Origin of the sequence: Ferrovibrio terrae, assembly GCF_007197755.1 — a bacterium.
Lineage (GTDB): Bacteria > Pseudomonadota > Alphaproteobacteria > Ferrovibrionales > Ferrovibrionaceae > Ferrovibrio > Ferrovibrio terrae.
This window is the reverse complement of the sequence record NZ_CP041636.1, coordinates 4,217,254-4,229,961: the sequence shown is the minus strand read 5'-3', so window position 1 is coordinate 4,229,961 and position 12,708 is coordinate 4,217,254. Positions and strand designations below refer to the sequence as shown.

Here is a 12,708-nt window from a genome sequence, read left to right as displayed (position 1 = left end):
TTACCCCTTGGTTCGGGCAAGCGCTTCAACCTGCTTGCGCAGCTCTTCCATCTGCTTTTTCAGCACATCGACCTCGACCGGCTCGCCGGGTTTGTCGCCCGTGCCGGCCGCCTTGTCGCCATCGGCTCCGGCGACGAAGGGATTGAACATGGTCATGGCGCGCTGGAACATCTGCATGTTCTGACGGCCCATTTCCTCGATGCTGCGGAACGGGAACATCTCGCCGAAGGATTCCGCCATATATTGGCGCATCTGGTCCTGATTGCGCTGGAACGAGGTCATCGAGATTTCGAGATAGCTCGGCACCAGGGTCTGCAGGCTGTCGCCGTAGAAAGAGATCAGCCGGCGCAGGAAGCCGATCGGCAGCAGCTGCTGGCCGCCCTTGGACTCTTCCTCGAAAATGATCTGGGCCAGCACGCCGCGGGTGATGTCTTCCCCGGACTTGGCGTCCTCAACGAGGAAATCCTGGCCGTCCTTAACCATCTGGCACAGGTTTTCCAGAGTCACGTAGGAAGACGTCGCCGTGTTGTACAGCCGCCGGTTTGCATACTTTTTGATCTTTACGACCGGCGCCCCTGTCGTCTGAGCCCCTGTCGTCTGGTCGGTCTCGGCCACGGTGCTGCGCTCCCTCGGATTTGTTAAAAAGTATTTCACATCATTATCGTATGTATACGCAAGGGTCTTGTGCGGCGCGAAAAGATGGCCCGGCGCGGGGCGGCGGTGTAGGCTGGCGGGCATGGACGATCCGAAGGCAAAAGCTGGCAGCGGAGGCGATGCCCAGGGACTGGCGCAGCGTTTCCTGGATCTCTGGCAGGAACAGGCCGGGTTGCTGGCGACCGATCCGAAACTGGCGGAGCTTTCGGCCAACTGGCTGACGCTTTGGCAGCAGGGCGCCCAGAATGCGCAGCAGGCCGCAGCCGCCGCCGCGACACAGCAGGGAGGCGGACATGGCGCCCCGGGAAGCTCGCCAGGAAATACGCCCGGACACACGCCCGGGCCCAAGGCCGCTGCCGCTGCACCTGGCCACCACCAACCTGATGCTGCTGAGCTCGCTCGCCGCCTGGCCGATTGCGAAAGACGGCTCGCTGCCCTGGAAGGCGCACTTGCAGCAGCCCTTCAGCAGCCTGCTGCCCCAGCTCGCAAGCGTCGATCCAAATGAATTCAACGCCGCGTTGATCCGCGCCGGTCTGGCGCGGATGGGCGTGATGACAGCCGGGCTGCAACGCTATCGCAGTCATGGCTGGCGGCGCGATCTGCCGGACCCGCCGGTCGCGTGGCGCGAGGGCAGTTCGCGGCTGCTCGCATATGGCGAGCAAGGGCAAGACAAGGAAAACTCGCCCGTGCTGCTGGTGCCGTCGCTGGTCAATCGCGCCTATGTGCTCGATCTCGCCGAGGGCCAGAGTCTGGCGCGCTGGCTTCCCAGCCAGGGCCTGCGACCCTTCCTGCTCGACTGGGGCGATCCGGGCGAGACCGAGCAGCATTTCGATCTGGCGGCCTATATTGCACGCATCTGCCATGCGCTGCGCCATCTGCATGACACCACCGGTCAACCGCCGCTGCTGGTCGGCTATTGTATGGGCGGCAATCTCGCGCTCGCTGCGGCATTGGCGTCACCCGAGGATGTCGCAGGCCTCGCGCTGCTCGCCACGCCATGGGATTTCCATGCCGGTGGCGCGCATCAGGCCGCCCTGGTGCAGGCGCTGGCGCCCGCTCTGGTGCCGCCGGCGGCAAAAGCCGGCGACGCGCCGCCGATGCTGGATGTCGACATGCTGCAGGCGTTCTTCTGGGCGCTCGATCCTTTCACCGCGCTGAAGAAATTCACGCAGTTCGCCACGCTGCCCGCTGGCGGCGAGGCCGAGCGGCGTTTCGTCGCGATGGAAGACTGGCTCAACGACGGCGTGCCGCTGGCCGGGGATGTGGCGCGCGAATGCCTGATCGGCTGGTATGGCGAGAACCGCCCGGTCGCCGGTCGTTGGATGGTGGGTGACCGCGCGGTGCGACCGCAGGACTGGAAAAAGCCGGCCCTGGTCGTGCTGCCCGAACGCGACAAGCTGGTGCCCAAGGAAGGCGCTGCCGCGCTGCTGGCGCAGATGCCGCAGGCAACACGGCTGGACTCGCCCAGTGGCCATATCGGCATGATGGTAGGCCCGCGCGCCGAGGCCGGGCTGTGGCGGCCGCTGGCCGACTGGCTGCTTTCCGTAACGCCAGTAACGAAGACTGCGCCGCAGGCGGAGAAACTTCGCAAGCGTGCGACCAAAGTGCAGCGATAAAGGCCGTTTTTACACAGGCAGGGGCCTTGCTGCACTTGCGAAAAAGCCGGTATCGTTTCCGTCATAAATCGTCTCGCCCTGAATAATACGCTCCATGGAGGACCCCATGACCGATATCGTCATCGCCAGCGCTGCGCGCACGCCCGTCGGCTCATTCAACGGCGCGCTCAGTGGCGTGCCGGCCCATTATCTCGGCCAGGTCGCCATCGATGCCGCGCTGAAGCGCGCCGGCGTACAGCCCAATGAAGTCAGCGAAGTGATCATGGGGCAGATCCTGACGGCAGCGCAGGGTCAGAACCCGGCGCGCCAGGCCTCGATCAATGCCGGCCTGCCGGTGGAAGTGCCGGCCTGGGGCGTCAACATGCTGTGCGGCTCCGGCCTGCGCGCGGTGGCGCTCGGTTTCCAGGCGGTGAAGAACGGCGACAGCGCCATCGTCGTTGCCGGCGGCCAGGAAAGCATGAGCCAGGCGCCGCATGCGGCTTACCTGCGTGCCGGCCACAAGATGGGCGATCTCGGTTTCGTCGACACCATGATCCGTGATGGCCTGTGGGACGCCTTCAACGGCTACCACATGGGCAATACCGCGGAGAATGTGGCCAAGCAGTTCCAGATCACCCGCGAGACCCAGGATGACTTCGCGGTGAAGAGCCAGAACAAGGCCGAAGCCGCACAGAAGGCCGGCAAGTTCAAGGACGAGATCGTTCCGGTCACCATCAAGGGTCGCAAGGGCGATACTGTGGTCGAGAATGACGAATACATCCGCCATGGCGCCACCGTCGATGCGATGAAGGCGCTGCGTCCGGCGTTTGCCAAGGATGGCAGCGTCACCGCCGGCAATGCCTCGGGCATCAACGACGGTGCCGCGGCCGTGGTGCTGATGAGCGCGGAAGAAGCCAAGAAGCGTGGTGTGAAGCCGCTGGCGCGGATCGTCAGCTGGGCGCAGTCGGGCGTCGATCCCTCGATCATGGGCACGGGCCCGATTCCGGCATCGCGCGAAGCCCTGAAGCGGGCGGGCTGGCAGGCCGGCGACCTCGACCTGATCGAGGCCAACGAAGCCTTTGCCGCGCAGGCCTGCGCGGTGAACAAGGATATGGGCTGGGATACCGACAAGGTGAACGTCAATGGCGGCGCCATCGCCATCGGCCATCCGATCGGCGCCTCGGGCGCCCGCGTGCTTGTGACCTTGCTGTATGAAATGCAGCGCCGCGATGCCAAGAAGGGCCTTGCCACGTTGTGTATCGGCGGCGGCATGGGTATCGCGATGTGTGTTGAGCGCGACTGACGCATTCGACCAAAGGCCGGGAGGGGGTATCCCGGCCTTTGCGTTATATCAGGGCTGCGCGGCGCCATCTGACACCTAATAACGCCTGTCGCAGCGTGTAAGAAAAGAAGTCAACAGGAGGAACGTGCATGTCCCGCGTAGCGATCGTCACTGGCGGCACCCGAGGAATCGGCGCCGCGATTTCCAAGCTTCTGCATCAGAGCGGCTACAAGGTGGCGGCGAATTATGCCGGCAATACCGAGCGCGCCAAGGCCTTCGAGGCCGAAACCGGCATCAAGACGTACCAGTTCGATGTCGCGAACTATGAGGAATGCGCCAAGAACGTGAAGCAGATCGAGCGCGATCTCGGTCCTGTCGATGTCATCGTCAATAATGCCGGCATCACGCGCGATGGTACGATGCACAAGATGAGCCCCGAACAGTGGCAGACGGTGATCGACACGAACGTGGGTGGTTGCTTCAACATGTGCCGCGCCGCCATTGACGGCATGCGCGAGCGCGGCTTTGGCCGCATCGTCAATATCGGTTCGATCAACGGCCAGGCCGGTCAGTATGGCCAGGTGAACTATGCCGCCGCCAAGTCGGCCATCCATGGCTTCACCAAGGCGCTGGCGCAGGAAGGTGCCGCACGCGGCATCACCGTGAACGCGATTGCGCCGGGCTATATCGATACCGACATGGTCTCGGCGGTACCGGCCAATGTGCTGGAAAAGATCGTTGCCAAGATTCCGGTCGGCCGGCTGGGACGCGCCGAGGAAATCGCGCGCGGCGTCCTGTTCCTGGTTGCCGATGAAGGCGGTTTCATCACCGGCTCGACGCTCAGCATCAACGGCGGCCAGCATATGTATTGAGGCGCTCTGGCGGATTTCCGCCAAGTTCTGAAATCGCCGCCGGGGCGCTGCCCGGCGGCGATTTTTTTTGTTTTGTCACAGCCGCGTTCTTCACAAATCCGCCATCATCGCAGCACAGCTTGTCGCCAGTGAAGTCTGGGCCGATGAGGTCTGGAATTAGGTGCAGTCCAGGAGGCTGTGTCATGATCCGCCCTGTGGTCGGTTTTGGTTTGGTTGCTGCGGTTGCGCTGGGCGCAGGCCTGCTGGTCGTGCCCACACCGGCGATCGCCGACAGTTTTTCCTTCGGCTATTCCAGCGGCTATCACGGCCACCGGCATCATCGCGATTACGGCCACCGGCATCACAATTACTACAGCTATCGCAGCTACTGGGGCCCGCCAGCCTATTACGCGCCGCCGCCACGCGTCGTGGTGATGCAGCCGCCGCCAGCGTATTATGCACCGCCACCTCCGGTGGTCTATGCGCAGCCACACGGCCAGCTTTCCGCCGTGCCGGCCTCGCCGGTCTATCAGGCACCGAACGGGCAGTATTGTCGCGAATACCAGTCCGGCGTGACGGTAGCTGGCCGCGTGCAGCCGAGTTACGGCACCGCTTGCCTGATGCCCGACGGTGCCTGGCGCGTGGTGAACTGAAACTGCTGCCCCATTTGGCGCCATCGAACTGTCATTGGCCGTGACCACACGATAGTCACGCACAAATAGCCGCGGCGTCCCTAACTCTCCTGCATGGTCATTGTAGAGGAGAGCGGCGTGACGACTTTGCGGCAGGCGTATCTCAAGCGCGGCTACAGCCGCGTCGGCGGTTGGCTGTTCCCCTACAGCGCCAGGTTCATCAATTCGCTGCTCGACCTGCAGCTGGAATCAGGCGTGCGCGGCTCGGTCGGCGAGATCGGCGTGCATCATGGTAAGTTGTTTATCCTGCTCGCGCTGGGCCGCCGGCCGGACGAGGCGGCTTTCGCCATCGATGTGTTCGGTGACCAGCATCTGAACCGGGATGACTCCGGCGCCGGCGATCGCGAAATATTCCTGAACAATACGCGGCGCTGGCTCGGTGCCGACAGCGCACGTCTTGACGTGCTGCAGCGCTCGTCTCTGGATGTGCGACCGGAGGAGATACTGGAACGCAGCGGCCGCGTCCGCATGGCGTCAATCGATGGCGGCCATACCGAGGATTGCGTGATCAACGACCTGATGCTGGTGCAGTCGGTGCTGGGACCGAAGGGTGTGGTGATCCTGGACGACCACTTCAACGAATTCTGGCCGGAGGTGTCATCCGGCGTCGCACGCTACCTGCTCGATCCGGCCGCCAGCCTGCGGCCGTTCGCCATCACGCCGAACAAGACCTATTTCGCCGCCGCTGAGGATGTCGCTTTCTATCGTCGCAGCCTGCGCAGCCGGAATGACTATTATTACGAAAAAAGCGCGCGCCTGCTGGGCAGCGAACTCGATATCTTCGGCACGCAGCCCTGGACCTTTTCGCTGAAGACGCGCGTGATCAAGTGGATCAAGGCCACACCGGCCGGACCCTATGCCCGCGCCTTGCGCCGCCGTTTGGCCCGCTGATTGTAAGGCTGCTGCAAGGCAGGTGCGGTAGCAGGACAGGGCCCACCATGAGAAGGCTTTCCCATGTCCATGCACGCCCTGCCTCTGCCCCAGTCCGCAGGTGCGGATATCGCGCCGGATTCGCTGTCCGGCCTGCAGCAGCGCCGCAAACGCATCGTTCTGATCAGCGGCCTGCTGATGCTCATCGCGCTGCTGTTCTCGGACTCGCTCTGGCCGTCAGGCAGTCTGCCGCATGAGGGCAGCGAGATGCTGGGTTATGCCCTGATCTTCCTCTGCATCACCGGCCGCAGTTGGTGCTCGCTCTATATCGGCGGTCGCAAGAAAACGCAGTTGGTGGATGATGGCCCTTATTCGATCAGCCGCAATCCGCTTTATCTTTTTTCGGTATTGGGCGGAATTGGCATCGGTTTGCAGGCCGGCAATCTTACCGCCGGTCTGGTTTGCGGCCTGTTCGTCTTCGCCATCTTCAACACGGTGATCCAGCGCGAGGAGATTTTTCTGAAGTCGCGCTTTCCTGCCGCCTTTGCAGCTTATGCGGCGCGCGTGCCGCGCTGGGGTCCGCGGCTGTCACGCTGGCAGTCCAGCGAGGAACTGCTGGTGCGCCCGCGTTTCGTGCTCGTCACCTTCCGCGATGCATTGGGCTTTCTGCTGGCGATTCCCGTGCTGGAGGCGGTGGAATGGGCGCAGGCGGAGGGCTGGCTGCCGGTGTTGCTGCATCTGCCGTAAACGAAGGGGCAGGTGTAGACGAAAGAACGACGTCAAAAACGTCTGGTCGGCCCAAATAGCAATTGACGATCGTTTGTAAAACAAACAATACTCCTCCATAACAAAAAACTGGAGGAAACCGCGATGCGCACCATTATTCGTGCTGCACTGCTGGCCGTTGCCGGCGGTGTCATTCTGTCACCTGCTTTCGCTGCCGATCCGAAGCCGGTGAAAGTCGGCGTGCTCAACGACATGTCGAGCGTCTATGCCGATTTCCAGGGGCCGGGCTCGCTGCTGGCTGCCCAGATGGCGGCCGAGGACTACATGAAGACCTCGAAGCGCAAGGTCGAGATCATCTTCGCTGATCATCAGAACAAACCGGATATCGGCGCCAACGTTGCGCGCCAGTGGTATGACGTCGACAAGGTGGATGTGATCGTCGACCTGCCGAATTCGGCCGTCGCGCTTGCGGTGAACGAAATCGCCCGCGACAAGAACAAGGCCGTGCTCGGCTCGGGTGCCGGCAGCGTGGTGCTGACCGGCGAACGCTGCTCGCCCAATTTCGTGCACTGGACCTACGACACCTGGTCCTACGGCCATTCGGCGGCCCGCGCCGCTTACGAGCAGGGCGGCAAGAAGTGGTATTTCATCACCGCCGATTATGCCTTCGGCCATGACCTGGAAAAGCAGGCCAGCGACGAGATCAAGACGCTGGGCGGCACCATTATCGGCGCTGTGCGCCATCCGATCGGCGCGTCCGATTTCAGTTCCTTCCTGCTGCAGGCACAGTCGTCGGGCGCTGATGTCGTCGCCTTCGCCAATGCTGGCGGCGACCTTACCAACTCGCTCAAGCAGGCCGCCGAATTCGGCATGGCGGAAAAGCAGAAGATAGTCGGGCTGATCTTCGGCGTGACCAATGTGCCGGCGCTTGGCCTGAAGGCCGTGCAGGGCCTTCAGTCGGTGGCGCCGTTCTACTGGGACCTGAACGATGGTACGCGCGATTGGTCGAAGCGCTTCCAGGCGCGGCATTCCAAGAAGATGATGCCGAACGACATGCATGCGGGCGTCTATGCCGCCCTGATGCATTACTTCAAAGCGGTCGACAAGGTGGGCGAGGCGACCGATGGCCGCGCCGTGGTGGCGGCGATGAAGGCACTGCCGACTGATGATCCGCTGTTCGGCAAGGGCACGATCCGCGTCGATGGCCGCAAGCTGCACCCGATGTATCTGCTGGAAGCCAAGAAGCCGGCAGAGTCGAAGGGCGACTGGGATTTCCTCAAAGTCGCGGCGACGGTGCCGGCCGACAAGGCTTTCCGTCCGCTGGCTGAGGGCAACTGTTCCCTGGCCAAATAAGCAACAGTCCCTTTCCAGACCTGGCCATTTCCAGACCTGAACCGGCGGCGATAGCGATATCGCCGCCGGTTTGCATTTTGTCGGGCCGGCAACCAAACTTGCTGGCCCGGCGTTGATGCCGGAGTGGAGGGCACGGCAATGAAAGTGGTGGCAATCACCGGCGGGGCACAGGGCATCGGGCGTGGTATCGCCCTGCATTTCGCCGCCCATGGCTATGCCGTGTCGCTGGCCGATCCCGCTGCCGACGCCGGCGAGGAACTGCTGGGCATTCTGAACGAACAGCGGGCGAAGGCGAGCTTCGCCGTCACCAATGTGGCCGATCCCGCCGCGGTGGAGGCCTGGCTGGCGCAGACCATCCGCGACCTCGGTTGTCCCACCGTGCTGGTCAACAATGCCGGTTTCATGATCCGGAAGCCGTTCCTCGACCTGCCGCTGGAAGATTTCGATGCCGTGATCGCGACCAATCTGCGCGGCACTTTCATCTGTTCGCAACTGGTGGCGCGCGAAATGGCCAGACGCGAGATCCATGGCGCCATCGTCAACGTCGCCTCCACGCGCGCCTTCATGTCGGAACCGGATACCGAAGGCTACACGGCGTCGAAGGGCGGTATCGTGGCGCTGACCCATGGCATGGCGATGAGCCTGGCCAGTCAGCGTATCCGGGTGAACAGCGTCAGCCCGGGCTGGATCGAGACACGCGACTGGCAATACAGCGCCCGGGCGGAACAGCCCAGGCATTCCAAGGCTGATCGCGAGCAGCATGCGGTCGGCCGCGTCGGGACCCCTGAGGATATTGCCGAGGCCTGCCTCTATCTGGCCGAGGCCGGTTTCGTCACCGGGCAGAACCTGATCGTTGATGGGGGCATGAGCGTGAAGATGATTTACGCAGAATAGGCAGGGTCCGGAACTGTTCCGGTTTGTAAGGCCGGTTACAGATTGGCTTGACTGGCCTTTATCCCGCAGGCTGCGGCCTGTAAGCTGGATTGATCCATCCTCAGATGTCCTCATGACCGACCAGACCGCCGATATCCGCCGCAAGCTGACCACCGTTTTCTGTGCCGATGTGCAGGGCTACTCCGCCCTGGTCGAGCGCGATGAGGTCGGCACCGTCACGCGGCTGAAGCAGTATCGCGACATCATGGTCGATCTGATCGGCCGGCATCACGGCCGTCTCATCAATACCTGGGGCGACGGACTGGTGGCCGAGTTCGGTTCGCCGGTCGAAGCGGTGTTCTGCGCCGTCGAGACCCAGCGTCGGCTGGCCGCCCGCAATGCCGAGGAACCACTGGCGCCGCCGATGCAGTTCCGCATCGGCATCAATCTTGGCGATGTCATCATCGAAGGCACCGATATCTACGGCGAGGGCGTGAATATCGCCGCGCGGCTGGAATCGCTCGCCGAGGCCGGCGGCATATGCATCTCGGGCGCGGTGTTCGAGCAGGTGCGCAAGAAGCTGGATATCGGTTTCGATTTCCTCGGCGATCGCGAGATCAAGAATAGCGCCGAGCCGGTGTCGGCCTATCGCGTGCTGCTCGGCGGCGTTCAGGTCGGTACAGCGCCGAAGCACCAGATGCCGCAGCAGCCTGCGGCGACCGACGATGCCGAGGCGGCTTTCATCAAGTGGCGGCGCTTTGCCTGGCGGTTCGCCGTGATCGCGGCTTTCCTGATGATCGTCAACCTGATCACCAGTCCGCGCTATTTCTGGTTCATCTGGCCGTGGCTCGGCATGGGGCTGGTGCTGATGCTGCGCTGGCCCGCCGGCATCGACCCACGCCGGCTGTGGCCGTCGCGACGGGAGTAGCTCAGGCAAGAGAATGGCTGGGGCGGGAGGGATCGAACCTCCGAATGGCGGTACCAAAAACCGCTGCCTTACCGCTTGGCTACGCCCCAGCAGACGTTCCTGGAGAGCGGAACGCGACGCGGGCGGACAATAGGCAAGGCGATGGGAAATATCCAGCCTTTGCCCATCGCCTGAGCCGGGATTTTAGGCCCCGCCAAGTCTCTAAATCTGTTGGGAATCTGTTGGTTTTTCAGCCTGCCGCCGTCGCCACGGTCCACCATTTCGGACAGGCGCGCGACAGGTTGCGCGCCGCGAATTCGGCATCGCGCTTTGCAGCAAAAAGACCGAAGCAGGTGGCGCCGGAACCGGACAGCCGCGCCAGCAGGCAGCCGTTCTGTGCCTTCAGCGCGGCCAGCACCGGATCGATCTCGGGGGCGAGAAAGCGAGCCGGCGCTTCAAGGTCGTTGCGACGCGCACGCAGCAGGATGGCGAGATCGGCGGCGCTGTTCGGTCGGCGCTCCAGCGGCATCGCCGGGCTGAACTGTCCGGCCAGCGCAGTAAAAACATCACGGGTCGAAAGCGCGACGCCGGGATTGACCAGCACCAGCCAGATCGGCGGCAGGGCTGGCTGCGCCACGATCTGCTCGCCGATCCCCGTCATCATCGCGGCGCGGCCGAACAGGCAGACCGGCACATCTGCGCCGAGCTGCGCGGCCATGCGGCCCAGCGTGTCGTCATCCACCTCGATCTGCCACAGCGCGCGCAGTGCATGCAGCGTGGCGGCGGCATCCGCCGACCCGCCGCCGATGCCAGAGGCAACCGGCAGCGTCTTGGTCAGCGTGATGGCCGCATTCCTGCCGTTCATCGCCTGCAACTGCCTTGCTGCGCACAGCACCAGATTGTCGTCGCTGGTCTCAGTCAGGGCCGCGGCCTGAGCGCCTTCAATCGTCAGGCTCAGTGTCTCGGCCGGCGCGACGGCAATGCGGTCGCAGGCCTCAGCGTCCTGCGCGAAAACCACCAGGCTTTCGAGTTCATGATAGCCAGCCTGCGGACCCTGTGCGGGCCGCCGGCCGGTGACATGCAGGAACAGGTTGATCTTGGCCGGTGCCAGCCGGCTCAGGCCCGCTGAGCTCATCATCGGCCCCTATCGTGGCGAGCTATTTCGCCGCGACCGGGGCAAGGCCATTGTCCAGCTTGCGCTGCACCTGCAGGACGAGGTCCTGCTCCGGCTTGAGGCCGAGCGCGCGGCGCCACTGGAACTTGGCTTCTTCCTGCCGGCCGACGCGCCAGTAGGCATCGCCCAGATGATCGGTGATCACCGGATCGCCACCCTTCAGTTCGACCGCGCGCTCCAGCTGGATGACGGCTTCGTCGTAGCGGCCGAGGCGATAGAGCGCCCAGCCGAGCGAATCGACGATGGCGCCATCGTTGGGCCGCAGTTGCACGGCGCGTTCGATCATCTTGGTCGCCTGATCGATATTGCGGTGCATGTCGATCCAGGAATAGCCGAGATAGTTCAGCACCAGCGGCTGTTCGGGCTGCAGTTCCAGCGCCTTCAGCATGTCGGCCTCGGCCTTGTCCCACTGCTTTGAGCGCTCGAACGACACGCCGCGGCCGAACAGGATGGTCCAGTGCCGCTGCTCCACGCGCGGAATGCGCGACAGCGCGTTGGTGTATTCCTTCGCCGCGTCGGTCCATTTCTCCATCTGGCGATACATGTCGGCCAGGGTGAGCAGGGCGCGCGGGCTTTCGGGCACGGCGCTCGCCATGCGGCGCAGGATGCGCACGGCTTCATCGTGGCGGCCCAATTCGTTGATGCACCAGGCCTGACGCAGCTGCGCGCTTTCGGCATATGGCGAGCCGGTCGAGACGCGCGAATACATCACCAGCGCCTGGTCGTAGCGCTCGCGGCTTTCATAGATGTCGCCGAGCAGCATGCGCGCATCGTCGAGATCCGGACGCAGGAACAGCGCCAGCTGGAGATGAAGTTCGGCGAGATCGCCGCCGTCGCTGCGGCCTAGTGCGGTGGCCGAGGCGAACAGCGCTTCGGCCAGGCCTTCAACCGCATTGCCGACCAGCGGCTCGCTCGGCATGCTGCGTCGCGTGTCGAGGCGGCGCAGACCGGCGAGCAGCACCGGGTTGTCCGGGTTCACCGCCAGTTGCTCTTCCAGCAGGCGGCGCGCCTCGGCCGGGCGGCCCTGACGTTCGAGGAAACGGGCGAAACCGTCCACCTGACGCGTGCCGGCGCGTTCGCGGCCTTCGGTCACTTCGCGATAGGCGGCCTCGGTCGGCCCGGCCTGATTCAGGATATCGAGCAGGATCGGCCGAAGATGCAGATAGACACCGCTCATCAGCGGATGACGTTCCAGCCGCTGCAGACTGGCCATTGCCTGATCGGCTTCGCCCTTGCCGGCATGGGCAAAGGCCGAGAACAGCGGATTGAAGGCGGCGTGAATGCCGCCATTCGGCCCTTCGGCCACCAGGTTCAGCACGGCATCGTAATCACGCGCCAGCATAAGCGCCGAGGCCTGCGTCATGCGCGGCAGGTATTCAGACGGGTTGAGCTGCCGCAGCCCGGGCACCAGCACGACCGCTTCGCCGACGCGGCCGTCGGCCAGCAGGGCGATGAAGGCGCCCTGGGTGAGCAGGGAGCTCTGGGGGTCCTCGCGCAGCGCCCGCATGTAGTAGTTGGCCGCTGCCGTGTTGTCGTTCATCTGCCGGGCATGACGCGCGGCGAGGAAGTTGCCATAGGGGCTGTCGAGCCGGTAATTGCCGCGCGACGACGCGCCCGACATCATGCTCGGATTGCTGCTGCAGGCGACGAGCGGCAGCAGGCCGACGGCCAGCAGAAGCGCGCGCAGCGAACGGGAAACGTGACGGCGGGAGGCTCTATCGTGCATCTGTC

Annotated in this window: 12 protein-coding genes and 1 tRNA gene; 9 read left to right on the top strand and 4 right to left on the bottom strand. The window is 63.9% G+C overall.

The window, feature by feature from the left end:
* Positions 1-615 (bottom strand): polyhydroxyalkanoate synthesis repressor PhaR, encoded by a 615-nt coding sequence (phaR, locus tag FNB15_RS20685; RefSeq protein ID WP_246068747.1) that lies wholly within the window; start codon positions 613-615, stop codon positions 1-3.
* Between the two features lie 332 nt (positions 616-947).
* On the opposite strand from phaR, the gene FNB15_RS20680 reads away from it, so the two are divergent.
* The 9 genes from FNB15_RS20680 to FNB15_RS20640 all read left to right on the top strand — a co-directional run bounded on the left by FNB15_RS20680 (position 948) and on the right by FNB15_RS20640 (position 9,824).
* Positions 948-2,270, top strand: a complete 1,323-nt coding sequence (locus FNB15_RS20680) for an alpha/beta fold hydrolase (protein WP_246068746.1) — start codon at positions 948-950, stop codon at positions 2,268-2,270.
* Between the two features lie 106 nt (positions 2,271-2,376).
* Entirely contained in the window at positions 2,377-3,552 is a 1,176-nt protein-coding gene (locus FNB15_RS20675) for an acetyl-CoA C-acetyltransferase (protein WP_221932701.1), read from the top strand.
* A 128-nt stretch (positions 3,553-3,680) separates the two neighbouring features.
* On the top strand, positions 3,681-4,403 hold the full coding sequence (gene phbB, locus FNB15_RS20670; protein WP_144258526.1) for an acetoacetyl-CoA reductase: 723 nt from the start codon (positions 3,681-3,683) through the stop codon (positions 4,401-4,403).
* A 182-nt stretch (positions 4,404-4,585) separates the two neighbouring features.
* Entirely contained in the window at positions 4,586-5,035 is a 450-nt protein-coding gene (locus FNB15_RS20665) for a hypothetical protein (protein ID WP_144258525.1), read from the top strand.
* 117 nt (positions 5,036-5,152) lie between these two features.
* Positions 5,153-5,965, top strand: coding sequence for a class I SAM-dependent methyltransferase (locus tag FNB15_RS20660; RefSeq protein WP_185973644.1), 813 nt, complete (start codon positions 5,153-5,155; stop codon positions 5,963-5,965).
* Positions 5,966-6,028: 63 nt separating this feature from the next.
* The gene (locus FNB15_RS20655) at positions 6,029-6,691 is read left to right on the top strand and encodes a methyltransferase family protein (RefSeq protein ID WP_221932700.1); all 663 of its coding nucleotides are present in this window, start codon (positions 6,029-6,031) and stop codon (positions 6,689-6,691) included.
* Positions 6,692-6,814: 123 nt separating this feature from the next.
* Positions 6,815-8,023 (top strand): ABC transporter substrate-binding protein, encoded by a 1,209-nt coding sequence (locus tag FNB15_RS20650; protein WP_144258523.1) that lies wholly within the window; start codon positions 6,815-6,817, stop codon positions 8,021-8,023.
* 138 nt (positions 8,024-8,161) lie between these two features.
* On the top strand, positions 8,162-8,917 hold the full coding sequence (locus FNB15_RS20645; RefSeq protein WP_144258522.1) for an SDR family NAD(P)-dependent oxidoreductase: 756 nt from the start codon (positions 8,162-8,164) through the stop codon (positions 8,915-8,917).
* A gap of 112 nt (positions 8,918-9,029) precedes the next feature.
* On the top strand, positions 9,030-9,824 hold the full coding sequence (locus tag FNB15_RS20640; RefSeq protein ID WP_144258521.1) for an adenylate/guanylate cyclase domain-containing protein: 795 nt from the start codon (positions 9,030-9,032) through the stop codon (positions 9,822-9,824).
* A 14-nt stretch (positions 9,825-9,838) separates the two neighbouring features.
* On the opposite strand, the gene FNB15_RS20635 is transcribed toward FNB15_RS20640, so the two are convergent.
* The 3 genes from FNB15_RS20635 to FNB15_RS20625 form a co-directional block, all read right to left on the bottom strand.
* Positions 9,839-9,913, bottom strand: a tRNA-Gln gene (locus FNB15_RS20635).
* Between the two features lie 140 nt (positions 9,914-10,053).
* Positions 10,054-10,938, bottom strand: coding sequence for a 4-(cytidine 5'-diphospho)-2-C-methyl-D-erythritol kinase (locus tag FNB15_RS20630; RefSeq protein WP_144258859.1), 885 nt, complete (start codon positions 10,936-10,938; stop codon positions 10,054-10,056).
* Positions 10,939-10,960: 22 nt separating this feature from the next.
* Positions 10,961-12,703: a tetratricopeptide repeat protein gene (locus FNB15_RS20625; protein WP_144258520.1), complete on the bottom strand. Its 1,743-nt coding sequence runs from the start codon at positions 12,701-12,703 to the stop codon at positions 10,961-10,963.
* Positions 12,704-12,708 lie beyond the last annotated feature (5 nt).

What these genes read in the sequence shown, in the direction of transcription:
- FNB15_RS20680 (WP_246068746.1), top strand. Translation starts at nt 948, where the DNA reads ATGGCGCCCCGGGAAGCTCGCCAGGAAATACGCCCGGACACACGCCCG.
- FNB15_RS20675 (WP_221932701.1), top strand. Translation starts at nt 2,377, where the DNA reads ATGACCGATATCGTCATCGCCAGCGCTGCGCGCACGCCCGTCGGCTCA.
- FNB15_RS20645 (WP_144258522.1), top strand. Translation starts at nt 8,162, where the DNA reads ATGAAAGTGGTGGCAATCACCGGCGGGGCACAGGGCATCGGGCGTGGT.
- FNB15_RS20655 (WP_221932700.1), top strand. Translation starts at nt 6,029, where the DNA reads ATGTCCATGCACGCCCTGCCTCTGCCCCAGTCCGCAGGTGCGGATATC.
- FNB15_RS20625 (WP_144258520.1), bottom strand. Translation starts at nt 12,703, where the DNA reads ATGCACGATAGAGCCTCCCGCCGTCACGTTTCCCGTTCGCTGCGCGCG.
- FNB15_RS20630 (WP_144258859.1), bottom strand. Translation starts at nt 10,938, where the DNA reads ATGAGCTCAGCGGGCCTGAGCCGGCTGGCACCGGCCAAGATCAACCTG.
- FNB15_RS20640 (WP_144258521.1), top strand. Translation starts at nt 9,030, where the DNA reads ATGACCGACCAGACCGCCGATATCCGCCGCAAGCTGACCACCGTTTTC.
- FNB15_RS20650 (WP_144258523.1), top strand. Translation starts at nt 6,815, where the DNA reads ATGCGCACCATTATTCGTGCTGCACTGCTGGCCGTTGCCGGCGGTGTC.
- phbB (WP_144258526.1), top strand. Translation starts at nt 3,681, where the DNA reads ATGTCCCGCGTAGCGATCGTCACTGGCGGCACCCGAGGAATCGGCGCC.
- FNB15_RS20665 (WP_144258525.1), top strand. Translation starts at nt 4,586, where the DNA reads ATGATCCGCCCTGTGGTCGGTTTTGGTTTGGTTGCTGCGGTTGCGCTG.